This is a genomic window from Sediminibacterium sp. KACHI17, from assembly GCF_040362915.1.
Classification (GTDB): domain Bacteria; phylum Bacteroidota; class Bacteroidia; order Chitinophagales; family Chitinophagaceae; genus Sediminibacterium.
On sequence record NZ_AP029612.1, the window covers coordinates 2,647,812 to 2,669,376 of the forward strand.

Annotated in this window: 18 protein-coding genes; 6 read left to right on the forward strand and 12 right to left on the reverse strand. The window is 41.1% G+C overall.

Going from position 1 to position 21,565, the window contains the following annotated elements; all coding sequences use genetic code 11:
• The first annotated feature begins 7 nt into the window (after positions 1–7).
• From ABXG83_RS11725 to ABXG83_RS11735, 3 genes are read left to right on the forward strand one after another with little or no spacing between them, the layout of a single operon-like run.
• Positions 8–553: a sigma-70 family RNA polymerase sigma factor gene (locus tag ABXG83_RS11725; RefSeq protein WP_353549057.1), complete on the forward strand. Its 546-nt coding sequence runs from the start codon at positions 8–10 to the stop codon at positions 551–553.
• 30 nt (positions 554–583) lie between these two features.
• Complete coding sequence (locus tag ABXG83_RS11730) at positions 584–1,321, forward strand: hypothetical protein (protein ID WP_353549058.1); 738 nt, start codon at positions 584–586, stop codon at positions 1,319–1,321.
• Positions 1,322–1,323: 2 nt separating this feature from the next.
• A complete protein-coding gene (locus tag ABXG83_RS11735; protein WP_353549059.1) occupies positions 1,324–1,761 on the forward strand; it encodes a hypothetical protein in 438 nt (145 codons plus the stop codon).
• A 5-nt stretch (positions 1,762–1,766) separates the two neighbouring features.
• On the opposite strand, the gene ABXG83_RS11740 is transcribed toward ABXG83_RS11735, so the two are convergent.
• From ABXG83_RS11740 to ABXG83_RS11775, 8 genes are all read right to left on the reverse strand, one after another.
• Entirely contained in the window at positions 1,767–2,519 is a 753-nt protein-coding gene (locus tag ABXG83_RS11740) for an MBL fold metallo-hydrolase (protein ID WP_353549060.1), read from the reverse strand.
• Between the two features lie 9 nt (positions 2,520–2,528).
• Positions 2,529–3,875 carry a rod shape-determining protein RodA gene (gene rodA, locus ABXG83_RS11745; protein WP_353549061.1) on the reverse strand — a complete coding sequence of 449 codons (1,347 nt, stop codon included), beginning with the start codon at positions 3,873–3,875 and terminating at the stop codon, positions 2,529–2,531.
• Between the two features lie 2 nt (positions 3,876–3,877).
• Positions 3,878–5,968, reverse strand: coding sequence for a penicillin-binding transpeptidase domain-containing protein (locus tag ABXG83_RS11750; RefSeq protein WP_353549062.1), 2,091 nt, complete (start codon positions 5,966–5,968; stop codon positions 3,878–3,880).
• Positions 5,969–6,119: 151 nt separating this feature from the next.
• The gene (locus ABXG83_RS11755; protein WP_353549063.1) at positions 6,120–6,653 is read right to left on the reverse strand and encodes a rod shape-determining protein MreD; all 534 of its coding nucleotides are present in this window, start codon (positions 6,651–6,653) and stop codon (positions 6,120–6,122) included.
• Positions 6,650–7,501 carry a rod shape-determining protein MreC gene (gene mreC / locus ABXG83_RS11760; RefSeq protein ID WP_353549064.1) on the reverse strand — a complete coding sequence of 284 codons (852 nt, stop codon included), beginning with the start codon at positions 7,499–7,501 and terminating at the stop codon, positions 6,650–6,652. Before mreC ends, ABXG83_RS11755 begins: the two co-directional genes overlap by 4 nt.
• Positions 7,502–7,557: 56 nt before the next feature.
• Complete coding sequence (locus ABXG83_RS11765; RefSeq protein ID WP_133473547.1) at positions 7,558–8,583, reverse strand: rod shape-determining protein; 1,026 nt, start codon at positions 8,581–8,583, stop codon at positions 7,558–7,560.
• Between the two features lie 185 nt (positions 8,584–8,768).
• On the reverse strand, positions 8,769–10,061 hold the full coding sequence (purD, locus tag ABXG83_RS11770; RefSeq protein WP_353549065.1) for a phosphoribosylamine--glycine ligase: 1,293 nt from the start codon (positions 10,059–10,061) through the stop codon (positions 8,769–8,771).
• 93 nt (positions 10,062–10,154) lie between these two features.
• Positions 10,155–11,600 (reverse strand): MFS transporter, encoded by a 1,446-nt coding sequence (locus ABXG83_RS11775; RefSeq protein WP_353549066.1) that lies wholly within the window; start codon positions 11,598–11,600, stop codon positions 10,155–10,157.
• Between the two features lie 94 nt (positions 11,601–11,694).
• Between ABXG83_RS11775 and ABXG83_RS11780 the strand changes: the two genes are divergently transcribed.
• From ABXG83_RS11780 to ABXG83_RS11790, 3 genes are all read left to right on the forward strand, one after another.
• On the forward strand, positions 11,695–13,746 hold the full coding sequence (locus ABXG83_RS11780) for an OPT/YSL family transporter (RefSeq protein WP_353549067.1): 2,052 nt from the start codon (positions 11,695–11,697) through the stop codon (positions 13,744–13,746).
• 154 nt (positions 13,747–13,900) lie between these two features.
• Positions 13,901–15,814, forward strand: coding sequence for a DUF1800 domain-containing protein (locus tag ABXG83_RS11785; RefSeq protein ID WP_353549068.1), 1,914 nt, complete (start codon positions 13,901–13,903; stop codon positions 15,812–15,814).
• A 146-nt stretch (positions 15,815–15,960) separates the two neighbouring features.
• A complete protein-coding gene (locus tag ABXG83_RS11790; protein WP_353549069.1) occupies positions 15,961–17,184 on the forward strand; it encodes a DUF1501 domain-containing protein in 1,224 nt (407 codons plus the stop codon).
• 16 nt (positions 17,185–17,200) lie between these two features.
• Here the strand turns inward: ABXG83_RS11790 and ABXG83_RS11795 are convergent, their stop codons facing one another.
• The 4 genes from ABXG83_RS11795 to ABXG83_RS11810 form a co-directional block, all read right to left on the reverse strand.
• Positions 17,201–18,091, reverse strand: coding sequence for a WG repeat-containing protein (locus ABXG83_RS11795; RefSeq protein ID WP_353549070.1), 891 nt, complete (start codon positions 18,089–18,091; stop codon positions 17,201–17,203).
• Positions 18,092–18,106: 15 nt separating this feature from the next.
• Entirely contained in the window at positions 18,107–20,044 is a 1,938-nt protein-coding gene (acs, locus tag ABXG83_RS11800; protein WP_353549071.1) for an acetate--CoA ligase, read from the reverse strand.
• Positions 20,045–20,168: 124 nt separating this feature from the next.
• The gene (locus tag ABXG83_RS11805) at positions 20,169–20,702 is read right to left on the reverse strand and encodes a glutathione peroxidase (protein ID WP_353549072.1); all 534 of its coding nucleotides are present in this window, start codon (positions 20,700–20,702) and stop codon (positions 20,169–20,171) included.
• A 77-nt stretch (positions 20,703–20,779) separates the two neighbouring features.
• Positions 20,780–21,469, reverse strand: a complete 690-nt coding sequence (locus ABXG83_RS11810) for a phosphoribosyltransferase family protein (protein ID WP_353549073.1) — start codon at positions 21,467–21,469, stop codon at positions 20,780–20,782.
• Between the last annotated feature and the right edge of the window lie 96 nt (positions 21,470–21,565).

A 21,565-nucleotide genomic window follows, 5' to 3' on the forward strand; every position in this document is an offset into this window, starting at 1 on the left:
GTCCTGCATGCAATCAGACGATTTGGTATTACTGCAACAGTTTCGGGAACCGGCTACAAAGGAGCAGGCATTTACAGGCATCCTGAAAAAATATCAGGAGAAACTGTATTGGCATATCCGAAGACTAGTGGTTGATCATGAAGATGCTAATGATGTACTGCAGAATATGTTCATCAAGGTATGGAAGGGGTTGGAGAATTTTAGAGAAGACAGCAGATTGTATACCTGGCTTTACCGAATAGCCACCAATGAGAGTTTGAGTTTTATTGAGCAACAAAAAAGAAAAGCATCCGTGAGTTTAGACGAAGTAGGGGATGTATTGAGTAACAAAGTAAAAGCAGATACTAATTTTGATGCCAATAAATTGGAGTGGAAGCTTCAACTCGCTATTCAGCAATTACCGGAAAAGCAGCGTGCTGTTTTCAATCTTCGATACTATGATGAAATGCCTTATGAAGAAATGAGCCGGATTTTGGATACCAGTGAGGGTGCTTTAAAGGCTAGCTATCATCATGCAGCCAAAAAAATCGAAGCCTTTATCTTGGAAAATTAAACTTAAGCATACAGCAACTATCTAAAGAACATGCAAAATAGAAATGAAATAACCGTTGAATTGGCAGCCATATTAACAGCAGATGTTGTTTGGCCTGTAGCAGTTCCCTATCGGGTTCCTGCCGGTTATTTCAATGAACTGTCAGACATTATCCTGGATCGTGTGCGGACTAATTTGCCCGGTAAGTCCAATGTATATACTTTACCAGACAACTATTTTGATCAATTACCTGCGCATGTATTACAAGCAATAAGACATGCGGAAGTCAGTGATGAGTTACAGGAAGTAGCGCCATTCTTAAGTACGATCCCTAAAAAAGATCCTTATTATGTGCATGAGCTACCGGCATTAGATGTACAAACGATCATTCAAGGACAGCAGAAAGATTCCGGTAAGATCGTTGCGATGGCTGCTCCAAAAAAACATTTATGGATGCGTTATGCTGCTGCGGCTATCATGACCGGAGTATTGATCACTGCAGCTTTTATATACAACGGAAGTAAAGATGTGGCAGTATCCAATGTGGGTAGCTATGCTCAAATTGATGTTTCTAATGAAATATCAAAATTGAGTGAAGATGAGTTGAATAGTTATCTGACCAGTGCTGAGAAGCTGGTGACCGTTACTGCCGATAGAGAATCTTTACTGATCGAAGAATTACCTGATGTGAACGATCATCTGGATTATATGTCTGATGATGAACTAAATCAATACTTAAAAGAATCTACTGAATCGGCTTCAACCGAAACCGTAGATATAAATAGCTGATCATGAAAACAAGAATACTTTTTACCCTTTCTTTTGTATTGCTCCTTACAGCGTTTATGCATATTGAGGCACAGCCTCCCGGTGAAAGAATGCGCGGACCTCGTGAAAATATAGAGGTACTGAAAGTGGCTTATTTCACGAAACACCTTTCTTTGACCACTGAGGAAGCCGAAAAATTCTGGCCTTTGTATAATAGTTATACCGATGAGATACGTAAGGCCCGACAGGAGAGTAAAGAAGATATCCTCGCTTTTGAAGAAGCGGCATTAAATATTCGCAAGCGTTATCGCGTAGACTTGAAAAAGATATTGGTATCAGATGAAAGGGTGAACAAAGCCCTGCTTGCCGAGCGTGAGTTCATGAACGTTGTTCGCAGAGAACTTCAGGATCGTATGGAAATGCGCCGTAAAGCAAGAGAAAAGAAAGACGACGGGCAATAATAATTCTATTTCAGAGGGCCCCATACCGGGGATTGTATGTCGTGGTAGAATAAAAAGGTCCAGCCTTTTTCCTGACCTTCTTCCCACCACTGTTTTCTAAGTTCCATACATTTTTTTCCGTCATAGTCGTATTTCGCAACGAATCTGCTTTTCATTTGCTGTAGTTGAGGAGCGTCGTCACCGCCAAAGAAAATGGTTTGTCCATTTTCTTCGATCCAAAATACCTGATGATATTTACTATGTGCACCGGTGAGTTGATAACGGATATAGCCGTCGATCACTCCTTCATCTTGTGTTAACCATTCAACGCGACTAAACTCTTCCAATAGTTTAAAATCTTCGGGTATATAGGATGCAGAACCGATTCCTAGTGCAAATTCCATTTCTCTTTGTTGCACATAATAAGTAGCATAAGGAAAAGCAATGAATCTATCTTGACCATTATTGCTATCGATTGTTACGCCTCCAGCATGGTCTTTGTGCAAGTGACTCATCAATACTTTAGTAACCTGAGAGGGGTTGATGCCTGCACGTTGTAGGTTGTTATACAGTTGTGGCGTGCCGTCTGTTTCATTATAACCAAGACCGCTATCCAGCAGTATTACATCTTTTTCAGTGATAACAACAAAAGGTTGTATTTCTACCAGTAAGCTACCGATAGGCCTGTTATTCAGTTCTTCTTTTTCTGTATCGAATGGAACAAAAATTTTTGTTTTATCGATGGTAAAGCTTCCCTCGGAAAGTGGAATGATCTGCATACGCACTGTTTAACGTAAAACCATTTGTCTGTCTGCATCCAAGCGAAGCAGAATAAAAATCAACACTGTAAAAGTAAGTAAAGAAGATCCTCCATAACTAATAAGCGGTAATGGAATACCAACAATAGGAAATAGACCGATGGTCATACTAACGTTTACAGCAATATGGAAGAAAAATATACTGACCACACTATAGGCATAGACTCTACTGAACGTACTGCGCTGTCGTTCGGCGATCATCACAATACGGTATAACAGGAAAAGATATAATAGTAGAAACAATAAGCAGCCCACAAATCCAAACGCTTCTCCTAAGGATGTAAAGATGAAATCGGTACGTTGTTCTGGTACATATTTCCCGCGTGTTTGTGTGCCTTTCAAAAATCCTCTGCCAAAGAAACCTCCTGAACCGATCGCGATCTTACTCTGTCTTACATTATAATCATCCGGTTTACGAACATTTTTATTGGAGCTCGATTTGTCTTGTGCATGTTTATTGTCTTCACAATTATATTCTTTACCCACCATGCTATAGATACGTGTACTCTGGTAACATTCCAGCACATTATTGAAAATATAAGGAACAACAAATCTCTGAACGCCAACACAAACAAGCCAGATGGTAATGATGATTGTCAATAATCGTTTTTTCTTTTTGATCTGTTTGCGTAAAACAAAAATAACAGCAGCAGCAATGATGGTCAGAATAACTGCCAATATGTTGGGTTCTAAAATAAGTGTCGCAACAACTAATACACCAAAGGAAGAACCGATGATCAAAATTTGAGCTGGTAATCCCTCACGATACATGGCAATGACAAAACTTGTATATACCAAGGCAAGACCCAATTCATGTTGTAGAATCGATAATACAGCGGGGGCCATGGTAATGGCTCCTGCTACCAATTGCGAGCGGACTTTTGAAAAATCGATCTCTTGCCTGGATAAGTATTTCGCCAAAGCCAGTGATACAAATATCTTACAGAGTTCAGCAGGTTGTAGATTGAAGCCGCCGGCCAGTGGTATCCAGCTTTTTGATCCATTGATATTTTTACCAATGGCGAAAGTGGCGATCATTAAAAGGATACCTAACAGATAAAACAGATTCGCAAATGCAGTGAACAGTTTACTGTCGGTCAATAAAATAAAAGTTGCTGCGATGGCGCATACGCCGGCAAAGATCAATTGCTTACTGTAGCTTGTCTTGCCATCCAGAAATGAAGCCAGCCAATCAGTTTCAGGACGGTATTCAACCATAAAAATGCAGAGAATACCGATGGCTACTAAAATCGCGTATAACCAAATGACAACATAATCAACCCCCTGTGTGACAATATTTTGATTTCTTCTGTTCATTGTTAGGCAGCAGTTTTTCTTTTTACAGTGGTTGATTTACGCAGTTCTTCGGGTAGAACGGCTGCCGTTCTGCCACTGTCTTTTTTGGGAGCTTTTGCAGGCGCCGGTTTGTTAGGCGTACTGTCTGTTTCCATTTCCTCGGGAGCTTCTTCCACACCTGAAGTATCACGAGCAGCTTTTTTGGCTGCTGCCATTTGTTGTGCCTGTCTCAATGAATCTCTTTTTGCCATTTGTCTTTTCATCTGTGGTGGTATCAGATCCATTTTGGCCAACTGTTCAATTTTAGCTTTTCGATCATTACCACTAATAGAATCATTCAAATATTTTTCGATCAGCAAACTGGCAATAGGCGCAGCAGATGTAGCACCATAACCGGCATTCTCACACATCACTGCAATAGCGATGCGTGGATTCTCTCTGGGAGCAAAAGCACCAAAGAATGCGTGGTCTTTTAATTTTTCTCCGCGATATGCATTTTCTACAGTACCTGTTTTGCCGCATACATTGATGCCAGGTACTTTCGCATAAAAGCCTGTACCGAATTCCATGGTACCCTGCATACCTTCATGTACTTCTTCCCATACAAATTCAGGGATCTCTTTCGTTCTGTGCTTGGTCTTGAATTTATCCAGCATCCCAAATTCATCACCCCCTTCAATCGAATCGATCAAGTGAGGGGTATAATACCAACCTTTGTTAGCAATGATGGCCATTACATTTGCCAATTGTGTTAGGGTAGTGGTGATCTCACCCTGACCAATACTATTTGAGATGATATTACATGACTGCCAGTTCTTACCAAAAATGCCATGATAGTATTTGGGGGTAGGCATATTCCCCATTTTCTCGGATGGTAAATCTACTCCCAATCTTCTACCCAGTCCGAATGAATAGGCATACTGATTGAATGAGCTTAAAGCACTATCGCGGTTAGGGTATTTGTTATTTTCAAGGATACGTCTGTAAGTAGCGGCAAAATAACTATTACAAGATTTTGAAATAGCCGGTTTCAATGTGAAAGTACCTGCTGCATGGCAGCCCATCGGTCTTCCGCAACCATAATATGATCCGCCACAGCTTACGGTGAAATTATCATCGATCACACCTTCATTCATCCCGATAATGCCCACCATGGTTTTAAAGGTAGAACCCGGAGAGTAGAAGGTACCCACTGTTCTGTTCAGCAACGGAAGCCTGGGATCGAAGTACAACATATCCACCAGGTGTTTTTTTCTTTGGTTACCGGTTAGATAGTTGGGATTGTAGGTAGGGGCGCTTACCATACAAAGGATTCCTCCTGTTTTTGGATCGATGGCCACAATACTACCCACCTTATTCTGCATCAATTTTTCACCCAATTCCTGTAGCTCTACATCAATACTGGAGTATAGATTTTTACCTGCAACAGCGGCTGTATCATATGCACCATTTTCCCATGATCCCTGCAAACGCCCTTTATTATCGCGGATGTATCGTTTGATCCCTCTTTGTCCCATCAACACTTTCTCATAAATATTTTCCAGACCGGTACTGCCAAAGTAGTCTCCCATTTCATACCCTTCTCCTTTATGACGACGTAAAAATCCAGTATCTACTTCAGCCATATATCCCAATACTGCAGCACCTACATTGTATGGATAAGTTCGAACAGAGCGTTCATTCAATGAGAAACCCGGGAATCGATACATATTCTCATTCAACTTAGCAAACATCTCCGGTGTCAGTAAGGCCTCGAAAACACTGGGTTTCACGCTGGTGTTTTTGAAGATGAGGTCTCGCATCCTTCTTTTGTAAGTAGCGGTATCAATATTCAGTAACCTGCACAAGGTCATGGTGTCAGTGCCACGTGCTTCTGATGGTATGACAACAAGGTCATAACTGATGGTATTTTCAAGAATGCCTCTTTTCTTACGATCGAAAATGATACCACGGTCAGGATAAATGACTTTACGGTAAAAGGCATTGTTATCAGCAGCCAATTTATACTGACTTGAAAACAATTGCAGGTTGATCAATTGCCCCGTGATAGCAATGAAAACACCTGCAAAAATAAACTGTATCACACGGCTGCGACTCTGATTGAAGACAGGCATAAATCTTGGGACTAAACTTAAAAGTGAAGTGTACTACAAATTTGATGCTTTGTTATGGATCAAACGAAAAAAATTTTGCAAAAGTGTGTAGAAGTCAAAAATCAAAAGTAAAAAAGGGAAGTTTTGAATTTTGACTTTTTACTTTTGATTGCTAAGCGGCGTTCGTTCTATACTTGCCTTTACGTAGGAACAATAGTTCGGCGAGGAAAATCATCAGTAAGCTAATAGCCGTAGTACCTAGAACTTTTCCTAAGAAATAAAGGAAGTCTCCAAATTGAAGCCATTCTATTAGTACAAGATAGAAATGATGTATAAAAGTGAGGAGACCCACATATAAACTATAAGGAGCCCAGCCCATGCTTTTACTACCCGGCTCACTGTAGCTCTGTTCGATGGTTTCCTGAGGAAGTAATACACTAAGAATAAAAGGACGAATAAATGCGATCAACACACAGGGTGCAGCATGTAAGCCTAAAGTTCCGGTAAAGGAATCGAGGGTGATACCAAATAGGAAAGCGATGATCATTAGTAATACCCTGTTCATGTTGAAAGGCAGCCAGAGTATGTACAGGAAATAAATATAAGGAACGATGAAGCGATGTAAAGGTGGAACCTCATTGAGTATGAACACCTGTAAAAAGATGAACAGGATAAAACGGACGATATTTTTTACGAGGCTACTCATTGGTTGGTCTGCGGTGTATTTTCAAGTTGCACCTGTTCAGCAAAACGTACGTTTTCTACCAGATAAACATATTGTATGCTGAAAAAATTGGTGGCTGTTTTGATCTTCAAAGTATAAAAATTGCTGGAAGGGTCTTCAACAATCGAGGCTACTGTCCCTACCATTAAGTTCGACGGAAAATTTGCTGAGTAGGTACTGGTAACTACGGTATCTCCCTTAACTACTTTAGCACTCTTGGAAACATTGCGAAGGGTCAGGATAGATGGATCGCTTCCATCCCATTCAATACTACCGGCATTATTGTCTTTTTTCAGCATGGCACTTACACGGCTATTGCGATGCAATAAACTCATTACCTTACTGATATTGGCACTGGTTTCCACAACAACCCCAACGATACCTTGTGGTCCGATAACAGCCATTCCTTTTTTCACCCCTTGGTTACTACCTCTTTCCAGGGTCAGGAAATTGGTTTGAAGGGTAACCGTATTGCCAATGACTTTCGCAGGAAGCCAAGTGAACTTACGATAACGACCTGTAGAATCACGGAAAGTAGTGTCTGTATAATGGATGGTGTTGCTATCGGGAGCAATTTGATTACTGGCAAGTAAGTTTCTCAGACGATTATTTTCTTCTGCCAATTGTCTATTGGTTTCTGCCAGACTGAAGTAATTGCGAAGATTGCTATAACGTTCATTGAGTTTTCCGGTCAGTTCGCTGGTAGCATCTGAAAAGAAGGCCTCATGTGTTTTGCTGGACCGAGACAATAAAACGATGGCGAAGACCTGAAGCAATAAAAAGCTCAGGAAAGTAAAATAACGCCGTATAAACAGAAATATATTCTTCAACGCAAAGTTTGATTAGAGCATTCAAAATGATCGGATAAGTATACCGGAGTTCCGACTTATCTCATAATGAATGGAAAACGCTGATAGTTCTTCAATGCTAATCCGGTACCACGTACCACACTCTTCAAAGGATCATCAGCTACATGAACCGGTAATTTGATTTTTGCACTTAAACGCTTATCCAATCCGCGTAACAAAGCACCACCGCCTGTGAGGTACAGACCTCTGCGGTAAATATCAGCAGCCAGTTCAGGTGGCGTTGTTTCCAAGGCTTTCAGGATCGCTTCTTCAATTTTGAAGATACTTTTATCCAATGCTTCAGCGATCTCCTGATAACTTACCATGATTTGTTTAGGGATACCTGTTACCAGATCTCGGCCATTTACGGGCATATCATCGGGTGGATTATCCAGGTCTTTCATGGCAGCACCAACATTGATCTTGATCTGTTCTGCGGTACGTTCACCAATCAATAAGCTATGGTAACGACGAAGAGCTTCCATGATATCGGCTGTGAACTCATCACCCGCAACACGAATACTCTGGTCGCACACAATACCTGCAAGGGCGATCACAGTAATACCGGTAGTACCACCTCCGATATCAATGATCATGTTTCCAACGGGTTCTTCTACATCGATACCAATACCCAAAGCAGCTGCCATGGGTTCATGGATCATGTATACCTCTTTGGCTCCGGCTTGTTCAGCACTGTCGCGAACGGCACGCTTTTCTACCTCGGTAATAGAAGAGGGGATACAGATCACCATTCTCCAACTCGGCGGAAACAATGGTTTTTTGGGATAGATCATCTTGATCAACTCCCTGATCATCAACTCAGCAGCGTTAAAGTCGGCAATTACACCGTCTTTCAGCGGACGAACCGTACGAATACTTTCATGGGTTTTCTCGTGCATCATGAGGGCTTTCTTCCCCACAGCCAACACTTCTTTCATATTGTTACGGTTCAGGGCCACGATCGATGGCTCGTTTACCACTACTTCATCATTATGGATAATGAGGGTATTGGCGGTACCCAGATCCATGGCTATTTCCTGCGTAAAAAAGTTGAATAATCCCATTGTATAGAAAAAGTTCTTATTTGTTCGTCAATGATTGCAAAGGTGGCTGAAATTACTTGAAATAACAAAGCCTAAAATACTGATTTTTCGCGGGTCGGGGAAGAGTTCATGGTCCATGGTCAATAGTCCATTGTATTTGATTTCCTGAAATGGTTTCCCATGATCTATGGACTATGGACCATCGACTATTCACTATCCCCAAACTCAAACCCAATATCCCGTCTAAAATACATTCCTTCAAACGATATTTCTTTCAATTTATTTTTTGATTTGTCAACAGCATCTGCAATATTATTTCCGTACGCGGTTACTGCTAAAACCCTGCCACCATTTGTTAAGACATTGTTTTCGTTTTGTTGCGTACCTGCATGAAATACGATCACATCTTTAGAGGCTCCTGCATGCTCCAATCCTTGAATGATCTTGTTCTTTTGATAATCGCCCGGATAACCACCACTCACTGCCATTACCGTAGCACAGTATCTTTCATCATAAGCAATATTGGCATCGGCAAGTGTACCATTGTCCATCGCAGCAAATAATGCAACAAGATCTGTTTGTAAACGCGGCATCACTACTTCTGTTTCAGGATCACCCATTCTGCAATTGTATTCGATCACAAAAGGTTCTTCATTTACATTCATGAGTCCGAAGAAAATGAATCCATGATAGATGAGTTCTTCTTGTTCCAATCCTCTTACAGTTGGGGCAATGATGCGCTCTTCTACTTTACGCATGAAAGCATCATCCATAAAAGGTACAGGGCTTACACAGCCCATGCCACCTGTGTTTAAGCCAGTATCACCTTCACCAATTCTTTTATAATCTTTTGCGTGACCAATGATCTGATAGTCGGAGCCATTGGTCAAAACAAAAACACTCACTTCAATTCCCTTTAAAAATTCTTCGATCACTACCTTGCTGCTCGCATCACCAAATTGTTTGTGCAAGATCATTTCTTCGAATGTCTGTAATGCTTCTGTGTGTGTAGTTGCGATCACAACGCCTTTGCCGGCAGCGAGTCCGTCAGCTTTTAAAACAACAGGTAAACTATGTTTTGCGATATATGCTTTTCCTTCTTCAAAATTGTCAGCAGTGAATTCTGCATAGGCAGCAGTAGGTATGTGGTGACGCTGCATGAATTTTTTACTAAAGGCTTTACTACCTTCTAATTGAGCAGCTTTTGCAGAAGGACCTACTACTATAATTTGCTGTAATGCTGTATCCTTTTCAAAAAAATCATAGACCCCTCTTACCAATGGTTCTTCTGGTCCAACCACCAGCATGTCTATTTTATATTCGATACAAGCTTGTTTGATGGCTTCGAAATCAGTGACACCAATGGGCAAATTGGTGCCAAACTGAGATGTTCCGGCATTGCCGGGAGCAATAAAAAGTGCATCACAATGATGGCTTTGCGACATTTTCCATGCCAGTGCATGTTCTCTTCCACCGGCTCCTAAGAGTAAAATATTCATAATGATTGCTTGGAGTGGCGAAAGTAGGCTCTATGTCCGATTTTCAGCATGAGTAGGGTACTTTTTTGTAAAGTCCCTGCTCATGCCGAAAAATTAGCTTTCTGTTTCTTCAGCAGCGCCCACATAGCGTTTCTCTGGTAAACGCTTCGCTACCAAAAGAAATAAGACAAAGGAAACGGCTAATATGCCGATAAATAGCCAGTAATATCGAGCTCCGGTAAATTGACTGAAAAAGCCTTTATCTACAATATTTCCATTGATAAGCCCAACGAGCAGATTGCCTGCTGAAATACCGAGTAAGTATAGTGCACTCATTGTACTTTTCATCGATACTGGAGAGTGGGTGTATGCATATTCAAGACAGGTAACTGAAACAAGTATCTCAGATGCTGCCAATAAAATATAAGCTAGTATCTGCCACCATACTGAAGGTTTACCTCCGGCATCAATACTTTCTTGTAGGAATGCGATAATGGTGAATGAAAGTCCAATAATTACCAGTCCAGCCCCAATTTTTTTCAAAGGCGTCACTTTTATCCCTTTTTTATCGAGATAGGGGAAAAGAAAGGAGTTGAAAACAGGAATCAATAGTACTAAAAAAAGAGGGTTGATGAAATTGATCTGCTCTGGTAAAATGGAAAAATCTCCGGATAGTCTTAGGTCCAGTCGTGTTGCCTGTAAGACCCACTCTGAAAGGTTTTGATCCCAAAGTGCCCAGAAAATAGGGGTAAAGGCAAATACGGCCAATACACGATATACGGCTTTGATACCATCAATAGATGCAGCTGAATATTTTTCTGATACAGCTTCCCAAACTTTTTGGCCAGGTTTTTTGCTAAATAGTTTAAGTAAAGCATAAGTAGAAATAGAGAAAAAATTCTCTTTTTTAATACCTGCCGGTTTAACTCGAACGTATTTTTTTCGACCGAGCCAGAATACAATAGTAGCCAGCGCCATTAGTATACCTGGTACACCAAATGCTATTTCCGGACCGTAATACTTTTTGAGTAAAGGAATAAATAAAGGTGCTAGTGTTCCACCTAGGTTAATACTCATATAAAACCAACCATAGGCTTTTGAAAGTAGATGCTCATTCGATTTATTGAACTGGTCGCCTACGTTGGCAGATACGCATGATTTAATACCACCGGCACAACAGGCAATAACGATAAGTCCCAGACTGAAGATTGTATAACTATCCCCTGAAATTGAAAGTATCAGGTGACCAAACGTATATAGAATGGATACAAGCAGGATAACACGGTATTTCCCAAAAAACCAATCAGCCATGATTGCGCCAACCATAGGCATGAAATAAGCCAGTGTAACAAAGAGATGCGACATTTCATTGGCCTTCGCGTCGGCTTCTGCCGTAAGTGCCGGATTAAGAGTAGGATTAAAAAAAGTAACTGCCATAAAAGTTACCATGATGGAACGTAACCCATAAAAACTGAATCGTTCCGCTATCTCACTGCCAATGATGTACGGAATTGATTTTGGCATTCCGACTTTATTCGACTCATTTTGTATATCAGACATAAATCGTATTTTGAAATTTAAAAGTATCGGAAACTATCGGTAAAGATTCATCTGTTTACCGAAAAAATTGCTTGCTTCATCTAAAAACCAACTCATGTCTCAACCCCAAAAATCATTCAAACCCTTTGTTTCCTCTGAAACAAACATGAAAGAACTCACAGTCAAATCGATCCTTGTGGGGAGTCTTTTTGGTGTCATCTTCGGAGCTGCTACAGTTTATCTGGCGTTAAAAGCAGGGTTAACAGTATCGGCATCTATTCCCATTGCAGTGATCGCTATTACCTTAGGAAGAAAGTTTTTAAAGACTACGATCCTTGAAAATAATATCATTCAAACAACAGGATCTGCAGGAGAAAGTATTGCAGCAGGTGTGGCCTTTACTTTACCCGGTTTTCTTTTTCTTTCTTCTCCCAGTAGTGCGGAATATTTTAATTACCTCACCATTTTGATACTGGCGATTGTTGGTGGCTTGCTGGGTACACTTTTGATGGTGCCATTGCGTAAAGCATTAATTGTAAATGAACATGAAAATTTACCTTACCCCGAAGGAACAGCTTGTGGCGATGTATTAAAAGCCGGTGAGCGTGGCGGTGATTTTGCAAAAACTGCTTTTTGGGGTTTGGGTGTTGCTTTTGTATATGCTATTCTACAAAAAGTGATGCATGTGATTGCTGAAACTCCTTTTTATGCAACGAAACAGATCAATAAATTTTTTCCTTCCGCAAGAGTTAGCGGTGAGATCACACCAGAATATTTAGGTGTTGGTTATATCATTGGTCCTAAGATCGCAGGTGTTTTAGTTGCAGGTAGTGTATTAAGCTGGATGGTATTCATCCCATTATTATCAACGCTGGTGCCGCCGGATGTTATTGCCATTCAACTGGTGAAGTTGGGTTATCTCTCAGATATCGCCAATGCAGGAGGTAAGGGTGGATGGGATCCGGTTACGCATACTTTCAATGACTACTCCGCTGCAATTTACTACGCGTATGTTCGTCAGGTTGGCGCGGGAACAGTAGCAGCAGGAGGTATCATTACATTGGTTAAAACCATTCCTACTATTGTTAAATCTGTGAAGGGAAGTATGGCTTCTTTGCGTGGCGGATCTGCTACAGCAGAAAGCTCAGTATCGAGAACAGATAAGGACCTTAGTTTGAAAGTGGTAGGATTAGGTAGTTTAGCACTGATTGCTATTATCTCAATCATTCCAAATTTACCGGGCGACGGGTTCCTTCAGAAGATCCTGATCGGTATCCTGGTGGTGCTGTTCGGTGCATTGTTCGTAACCGTTTCATCACGTATTGTTGGATTGATCGGTTCTTCAAATAATCCGATCAGTGGTATGACCATCGCTACTGTGATGGGAACAAGTTTGATTTTCCTGAGTCTGGGTTGGTCCGGACAAGCATATGAACCTCTTGTATTAGTTGTGGGCGGTATGATCTGTATCGCCGCTGCCAATGCAGGTGCAACTTCTCAGGATCTGAAGAGTGGTTATATCGTAGGTGCAACACCGCGCAACCAGCAGATCGCATTATTTGTGGGTGCAATCGTTTCTTCCATCGTAATTGGAATTACGGTTAAGTTTCTTGACAAGCCTACTACTGAAATGCTACAACAAGGTGTGCAGCACGCTATCGGAACAGAAAAATATCCTGCCCCTCAAGCTACTTTGATGGCAACATTGATCAAAGGGATTCTTTCTCAAAACCTGGATTGGCAATATGTTATCGTAGGGATGTTCCTTGCAGTAGTGATGGAACTTTGTGGTATCAAATCACTCAGCTTTGCTATTGGGGTGTATCTGCCTTTGGCTACTACACTTCCGATATTTATTGGCGGTGCGGTACGCGGATTGGTTGAGAGTCGTCAGAAGAAACATAAAAAAGAAGTGAGTGCAGAAGAAGAGGAATTGAGTAAAGGAAGCTTATTTGCAACCGGACTTGTAGCAGGCGGAGCTGTAGCTGGCGTGGTCATTGCGTTTATTACGGGAACTTCCGGCGGAGAACAATTCTTAAAGAATGTGAGTATGGAACATGGACTGATAGAACTGTTATCTGAAAATGGATACTTCTTATTAGGTACATTGTTCTTTGCGTTGATGGGACTGATCCTATACAGGGTAGCGATGAAAAAAACGGAATAGCTGATATCGTAAGTATATTTTATTGCCACTGAAGGCACAGGATCGCACAGAAAAAGACATTACTGTGTTCATCTGTGCTCTCAGTGGCAATTTTTTTCTTTTGAACAGTTTAAACTTTTGATCCATCTATTCGTCCAAAAGCAAAAGAAAAACCATGTGGCTGAAACGCTCAATAGTTGTTTTTTTATTGATTGCATCCACGGCATTCATTCCTGCAGGTCCACACACATTCAATATTCGAATGCCTTATCAAAAGGCAGGTCTTACCCAAGAACAAGCAGCAGCTCATTTATTGAATCGATTCAGTTTCGGAATACAACCCGGACAAATCGAAGAAGTAGTAAAGATGGGCTTAGAGAATTGGCTGCAACAGCAACTTGAAGCGTCCTTACCTGATACGGAACTGGAAAAAAGACTCAATGTGTTTGATGCATTGAAAATGAACAATGAAGTGATCGTAAACACCTATCTCACTCCTGCTCAGATCATAAGGCTGGGTGTACGGGAAAAGATCATTCGTAATGATTCGATCAATAATGCTGACCGCGAGAAATATCGGGAAGAGCTTGCGAAGGTGATGAGGGCATCCGGTGTAAAACCTGTACAAGAGTTACATCGACAATTGGTAAATCAGAAAGTATTACGAGCCTTATACAGTAATAACCAACTCAAAGAAGTGCTGACAGACTTTTGGTTCAATCATTTTAATGTGTCACTGACCAAAGGACAATCACAGCAATATGTGATGAGCTATGAACGTGATGCGATCAGACCCTATGTATTCGGGAATTTTAAAGATATGCTCTTGGCTACCGCAAAACATCCCGCAATGTTGGAATATCTGGATAATGCATTAAGTGTAAGTAATGATAATGAGCGCGCGCGCAGGCAACAAAACAATGCAATGTTTCGAGCTGCAAGAGAAAGAGCAGAAGCCAGATTGAATGATACATCTATGCCCGGAAATGCTTTAGTACAACAAGCAGTGGCTGCAAGAAGAACACAAGGGTTAAACGAGAATTATGCACGTGAAGTTATGGAGTTGCATACACTGGGTGTAGATGGCGGATATACACAAAAAGATGTTACAGAAGTAGCACGGGCATTGACCGGATGGAGTGTAAGGCCTATGTATAAAAATGGCCCTGCGATGCGTTTGATTGAAAATCTTGATGAAACGCAAATGAAAAGAAGGGGATTGATGGTCGATGGAGATTTTTTATTTCGAGGGGATAAACATGATGAAGGGGAAAAACTTATTCTCGGAAAAAAATACAATGGGAAAGATGGGTATGAAGAAGGCGTCGCAGTATTGAATACATTAGCATCACATACATCTACGGCAAAATTCATTGCAACAAAATTGGCGATACGTTTTGTATCGGATGAGCCATCTCAAGCATTGATCAAAACACTTGCAAATACCTATCAACAAACAGATGGCAATATCAAAGCCATGATCATTGCGATGGTGAATCATCCTGATTTCTGGTCAAAGAATGCGTTACGAGAAAAAATAAAATCTCCATTTGAATTTGCTATCAGCGCACTGAGAGCTACAAAAGCACAAGTGATGCAGCCTTTTCAGGTATTTAACTGGTGTAGTAAAATGGGACAAAGGGTTTATTATTACCAGGCACCAACCGGTTTTCCTGATCGTGCTAATTTCTGGATCAATAGTGGTGCATTGTTGAATCGAATGAATTTTGGATTGGCATTGGCCACACAAAAAATTCCGGGGGTTCGGGTGAATCTGTTGGCACTCAACAATTATCATGAACCAGAAAGTGCTGATGAAGCTTTGCGGGCTTTCAGTAAAATATTATTACCCGAGAGAGATCATGAAGAAAATATCAGAAGGCTAACAGCAATGGTAAGAGATGTGAATGTAGAGCAAAAAATAGTTGCAGCAGCAGCTAAGACGAAAAATAATAAGATGGAAGAAGAGTTGGAAGAGGACATAAAGTCACAAATAACAAGAGATAAGGAAGAGGGAAAGAAAGAAGTGACGAGTATGGCGCAGGTCGTAGGAATAATCATTGGCTCACCGGAGTTTCAACGGAAGTGAGTAGGAGAAATGCAAAAGAGGAAAGGGCGCGAATGGTTGGCCAACTTCTTACTTCTAGCTCGTGGCCAGAAGCCTGCAGCTAAAAACTTACAACTGAAAAAATCAAACATATGGTTCATCGTAGGGCATTTATGAAATCAGGGGCTATGGCCTTGTTTGCGGCGGGTTTTGGCGGCGTCCCTAATTTTATTGCACGTGCAGCAGAGAGTGGTAAGATCATTCCACCTTATAAAAGAAATAAAGTATTGGTATGCATCTTTCAAAGAGGTGCAATGGACGGATTGATGGCGGTGAGTCCATTTGCGGATCCAAACCTAAAAACTCTTCGCCCTACTTTGTATATGAGCCCTGCACAAACACAAGGTAGCATGATGGATCTTGATGGACAATTTGCATTACACCCATCTCTTCAGAGTTTGTCTTCATTTTTTTCAGAAGGAAGAATGGCGATCGTGCATGGTGTAGGTAGTCCGAATAATACTCGAAGTCATTTTGATGCACAGGATTTCATGGAGAGTGGAACACCTTTTAATAAAGGTACTACAAGCGGATGGCTGAACAGAGCGGTAGGATTAACCGGACACGAGGCAACACCATTCAGTGCGGTAAGTATTACCAATGCATTGCCACGCAGTTTGTATGGTGATCGAGAAGCATTGGCGATCAGTAACCTTCAAGATTTTGCAATACAGATGCAGGGAAATCCGATGGCAGGTAATATGGCGGCCAAATCATTTGAGTCTTTGTATGATCAAACCAGTAATCAGTTATTGAATAAAACCGGTAAAGAGAGTTTTGAAGCCATACGTATTTTGAAGTCTACCGATATCAAAAATTATCAACCGGCGAATGGTGCTGTATATCCTAATTCTCCATTAGGAAATTCATTGAAACAAATCGCTACACTGATCAAAATGGATGTGGGTATGGAAGTGGCATTTGCTGAAAGCGGTGGTTGGGATACACATTTCAATCAAGGAACCCTGAATGGTGCATTCGCCCGTAATCTGCGCGATTTCAGTGATAGTATCGCTGCTTTTTGGAAAGATATGGGAACTTATCAGGATGATGTAACGGTAATGACCATGACAGAATTTGGCAGAACCGCACACCAGAATGGAACGGGCGGAACAGACCACGGAAGAGCGAGTTGTTTATTTGTATTGGGAAATGATGTTGCAGGAGGTAAAGTATACCATCAAATAAAATCACTGGCCAAATCAGATCTGGAAGATGGACGAGACCTGCCTGTATCAACAGATTTCAGGGCAGTATTCAGTGATGTGGCTTTGGGCCATCTGAAGCTGAAACAAACAAAAGGACTATTTCCCGGCTGGGATGGTAAAGCATTGAAAATAATGAAGGGATGATTTTTAAGCGTGCACATCATCGCTGAAAACGAAATAATATCGATCCTTCATTGTTGATATAAACGATATCATTACCTAGTTCCATCATCGCCAATCCATCTTTGAAAGTACCGATACGATCAAAACGAGGCTCAATGACCCATTCCCCTTTTTTATTGATAAAGCCCCAGCTTTTATAATCTTTCTGAACAGCTGCTAGTCCTTCACTGAAAGATGCTGCATTGGTATAAGTAGGGGCAATCACCCATTGTCCGCTCATGTCAACAAACCCCCACTTGTTGCTGGTATCACGTGCAGCAGACAAACTATCTGCAAAACCATTCATGCGTGTGAATGATGTCTTGATACTTGTTTTGTTTTTGAGTGTGAGTATCTCCCAAGGATCGGTCATATTTTGTTGTGTACACACCACTCCTGAGAAAACAGAAGTGATATTGTAGTAACTGGGTTGAATCACAAATTTCCCAAGGGTATCAATCAGTCCCCACAGATTGTTTTTGAATGATGCCGGTGCAAGTCCTTCTGAAAAATTATAGCAATGAGCAAATTGAAGAGGAATGATCATGATCCCTTTTTTGTTGATATATCCCCATTTCCCATTTTTTTGTACCCTTGCTTTATATTCAGAAAACTGATCGACAGCGCTGAATTGTGGGGTAATGATCCATTTTCCTTTATCATTAATGAAACCGTATTGAGCAGATACAATATGATTGCCGATGGCAGCTACAGCAATACTGTCTTTAAATGAACTTGCAAATACGAATTGAGGCGGTATTACGGTTCTTCCGTTGTTCTTGTGCAAAAAGCCAAATCTGTTTTTCTCGATAAATGGTATAAGATGCTGTGCCTGTAAACAGGAACAAAAGATCAGCGTGTACAAGACAGCAAAGAATATACCTCTCATCCGAATAAAGATAAGTTATAATCTTCCGTTCCGGATCTCTTCAACCACACCGGGATCTAAAAGGGTAGAGGTATCACCTAAATTTTCAGTTTCACCTTCTGCAATCTTACGAAGGATTCTACGCATGATCTTTCCGCTTCTTGTTTTGGGTAATCCATTTACAAACTGAATTTTATCAGGTTTTGCAATGGCACCAATGATTCTGGTAACAGTTTGCAAAATATCTTTTCTTACCAGATCACCTGTTCCATGCGTGTCTTGAGCATGTGAGCCTTGGTAGATCACATAAGCATAAATGCCTTGTCCTTTGATATCATGCGGATAACCTACTACTGCACTTTCTACCACGCCAGCATGCATATTAATGGCATTCTCTACTTCTGCAGTACCGATACGATGTCCGCTAACATTCAATACATCATCCACTCTTCCAGTGATACGGAAGAAACCATCCTTGTTTTTCAGTGCTCCGTCGCCTGTGAAGTACATGTTCTCGTAAGTAGCAAAATAGTTGGTGCGACATCTTTCATGATCACCATAAGTGGTTCTTAAGATGGATGGCCATGGAGCTTTGATACAGAGATTACCGGATATGGTTTCTTCGCCTTCCTGAATGATCTCTTTTCCATTTTCATCTACTAAAACCATTTGCAGACCAGGCATTGGCAATGTTGCCCATCCGGGTTTAGCCGGGGTAATACCTGCCAGATTCGAGATCAGGCATCCACCTGTTTCTGTTTGCCACCAGGTGTCAACGATCGGACACTTTCTTTTACCCACATGTTCATCATACCAATGCCAAGCTTCTTCATTGATCGGTTCACCAACGGTACCCAATACTTTTAATGAGGAGAGATTCTTTCCTTGTAAAGGACCTAATCCAAAACCCATCAGACTACGAATGGCTGTTGGGGCAGTATACAAAATGTTGACTTTATACTTGTCTACAATATCCCAGAATCTACCGGCATCGGGCCAGGTAGGAACACCTTCAAATAATAATGAAGTAGCGCCAGCGCTTAAAGGTCCGTATACGATATAACTATGTCCAGTGATCCAGCCAATATCTGCAGTACAGAAATGAACTTGTCCGGGTTCATATTGAAATACGTTCACGAAAGTGTAATTGGTGTATATCATATAACCTGCTACACTATGTACGACACCTTTGGGTTTTCCTGTAGATCCGGATGTATAAAGGATGAATAATGGATCTTCTGCATCCATTTCTTCTGCCTCAATAAAAGTGATTCCTTTTTCTTCTACTTGTTTCATCTCATCCTCCCACCATACATCTCTTCCTTTGATCATGGATACCGGAGTGCGAGTGCGTGTAGCAACGATCACACGCTTTACGGTTTTATTACCAATGAGTGCATCATCGATCACGCTTTTTAAAGGAATATCTTTAGCACCACGGTAAGCACCATCACAGGTAACGATGAATGCTGCTTTGGCATCTTCTAGTCTGTCAGCGATACTTTGTGCTGAGAAGCCTCCAAATACTACTGAGTGAATGGCACCGATTCGAGCACATGCCAATACAGCGATCGCCAATTCGGGGATCATCCCCATATAGATGCAAACACGATCTCCTTTTTGAACGCCATTATTTTTGAGTACGTGTGCGAACTGACAAACCTTCTCGTGTAATTTTTTATAAGTAAGTATCCGATGATTCTCATCCGGAGCATTGGGTTCCCAGATGATGGCAGGATGATTGGCTTTGGTAGCAAGATGACGGTCTAAACAATTTTCAGTGATATTCAGTTTTCCACCTTTGAACCATTCTACTTTCGGAGCAGTAAAATTCCAGTCAAGTACGGTATCCCATTTTTTCTTCCATGTGAAGTGTTCAGCAATGGAGCCCCAGAATCCTTCAGGGTCCTGAATACTTTTTTGATATGCTTCCTGATAGGCTTCAAAACTTTTGATCTGATAGGGGTATGACATACCAGTGAATTTTAGGCTATAAATATACTGTATGCCATTCCTTAATTTGTGAATGTTTTGTATAAATATCTCATACAAAAAAACCGACCAGGTAAGTGGTCGGTTTTTTAAGAAGTTGGTTGAATTATTTCACGTACTTCAAAATTTCTTCGCTATCAGGTGTTACTTTACTTGGAAAGTAAGCGATCATCTTTCCATTTTCATCCAATAAAAATTTATTGAAGTTCCATTTGATATCTGCATCTAAAACGCCATTCTTGGCTTTGCTGGTCAGCCACTGATAAATAGGTGCCATGTCTTCTCCTTTAACACTCACTTTACTTGCCAATGGAAATTTCACGCCAAAACGTGCTTTACAGAACTGCTGAATTTCTCCATCGCTACCCGGCTCTTGTCCGCCAAAATTATTTGCAGGGAAACCTACGATCACCAGCTTGTCTTTGTATTCGTCATATACTTTCTGCAATGCTTCGTATTGTGGTGTATAGCCGCACTTAGAAGCGGTATTCACAACCAAAATCTTCTTTCCTTTGAATTTTGCGAAATCGATGGTTCCACCTTCGATCGATTTTACTTTAAAAGAATGAATGCTGCCATTGTCAGGTAAGGTGAAGGCAGACATGATGACCAGTGCTACAAATGAGAGAACGTATTTCATACAATAGATTTTTTTCAAAATAACACTTAAATAAGGGAATTGTTATGGCTTTTCGGTGAATGGATGAAAATTGCAGTTTACAATGTATAAGCGGCAGCTGCAAGACTAAGTCTACAGTTTGGTATTGACATCAGCGTTTGTCCACAAGCTTCCAAAGTAGCACCTGTTGTGATCACATCATCTACTAACAATACATGTTTATCTATCAACTGCTCAGATGCTGATATTTTGAATACGCCTTCCATATTCTGCCATCTGGATAGCCGGTTTTGGGTGGTTTGACTATCCGTAAACTTTTCTCTTTGTAACAGTTGGGTCTTTAGGGGCCTTGACCAGACCTCTCTGATACCCTCACATATGACTTCGGCCTGATTATACCCTCTTTTAAATTCTTTTTTTGGGTTCAACGGGAGTGGCAGAAGCAGATCGATGTCAGCGAAACGAGGTTCAGATCTAAGGGCATACCCCATCATTCTGCCTAAAAAGAGTCCGGCATGCTTATTTTGCCGGTATTTAAGCTGTACCATCAGCTCCTGTACCAGTGAATGCTTGGTAAAATAGTATAGGGCGCCGGCCTGTTCTACCCGAATCCGGCCAAAAAAGGCTTTTTCGACCGGATTATTCATTTTTCCGAAAAACCCCGTTTCAGGCAGTTGGTGGATACATCGGCTGCACAGTTGCTGGCTGAGCCCTAAATGATCGCTACCGCAACCCAAACAGTAATGCGGATAAACAAGCTGTAATAAAGATCGGGTTATAGATATCATCCCCCTAAACTAAACAGGATCACATGCGTATTTTCCGCAGAAATGTTGAATGTAAAAGTGAAAGGTGAAATTGTTTCTTTACACTTTTCACCTTTC

What these genes read in the sequence shown, in the direction of transcription:
- ABXG83_RS11750 (WP_353549062.1), bottom strand. Translation starts at nt 5,968, where the DNA reads ATGCCTGTCTTCAATCAGAGTCGCAGCCGTGTGATACAGTTTATTTTT.
- ABXG83_RS11790 (WP_353549069.1), top strand. Translation starts at nt 15,961, where the DNA reads ATGGCCTTGTTTGCGGCGGGTTTTGGCGGCGTCCCTAATTTTATTGCA.
- ABXG83_RS11735 (WP_353549059.1), top strand. Translation starts at nt 1,324, where the DNA reads ATGAAAACAAGAATACTTTTTACCCTTTCTTTTGTATTGCTCCTTACA.
- rodA (WP_353549061.1), bottom strand. Translation starts at nt 3,875, where the DNA reads ATGAACAGAAGAAATCAAAATATTGTCACACAGGGGGTTGATTATGTT.
- ABXG83_RS11805 (WP_353549072.1), bottom strand. Translation starts at nt 20,702, where the DNA reads ATGAAATACGTTCTCTCATTTGTAGCACTGGTCATCATGTCTGCCTTC.
- ABXG83_RS11765 (WP_133473547.1), bottom strand. Translation starts at nt 8,583, where the DNA reads ATGGGATTATTCAACTTTTTTACGCAGGAAATAGCCATGGATCTGGGT.
- ABXG83_RS11725 (WP_353549057.1), top strand. Translation starts at nt 8, where the DNA reads ATGCAATCAGACGATTTGGTATTACTGCAACAGTTTCGGGAACCGGCT.
- ABXG83_RS11730 (WP_353549058.1), top strand. Translation starts at nt 584, where the DNA reads ATGCAAAATAGAAATGAAATAACCGTTGAATTGGCAGCCATATTAACA.
- ABXG83_RS11740 (WP_353549060.1), bottom strand. Translation starts at nt 2,519, where the DNA reads ATGCAGATCATTCCACTTTCCGAGGGAAGCTTTACCATCGATAAAACA.
- purD (WP_353549065.1), bottom strand. Translation starts at nt 10,061, where the DNA reads ATGAATATTTTACTCTTAGGAGCCGGTGGAAGAGAACATGCACTGGCA.
- ABXG83_RS11780 (WP_353549067.1), top strand. Translation starts at nt 11,695, where the DNA reads ATGTCTCAACCCCAAAAATCATTCAAACCCTTTGTTTCCTCTGAAACA.
- ABXG83_RS11775 (WP_353549066.1), bottom strand. Translation starts at nt 11,600, where the DNA reads ATGTCTGATATACAAAATGAGTCGAATAAAGTCGGAATGCCAAAATCA.
- ABXG83_RS11795 (WP_353549070.1), bottom strand. Translation starts at nt 18,091, where the DNA reads ATGAGAGGTATATTCTTTGCTGTCTTGTACACGCTGATCTTTTGTTCC.
- acs (WP_353549071.1), bottom strand. Translation starts at nt 20,044, where the DNA reads ATGTCATACCCCTATCAGATCAAAAGTTTTGAAGCCTATCAGGAAGCA.
- ABXG83_RS11755 (WP_353549063.1), bottom strand. Translation starts at nt 6,653, where the DNA reads ATGAGTAGCCTCGTAAAAAATATCGTCCGTTTTATCCTGTTCATCTTT.
- ABXG83_RS11810 (WP_353549073.1), bottom strand. Translation starts at nt 21,469, where the DNA reads ATGATATCTATAACCCGATCTTTATTACAGCTTGTTTATCCGCATTAC.
- ABXG83_RS11785 (WP_353549068.1), top strand. Translation starts at nt 13,901, where the DNA reads ATGTGGCTGAAACGCTCAATAGTTGTTTTTTTATTGATTGCATCCACG.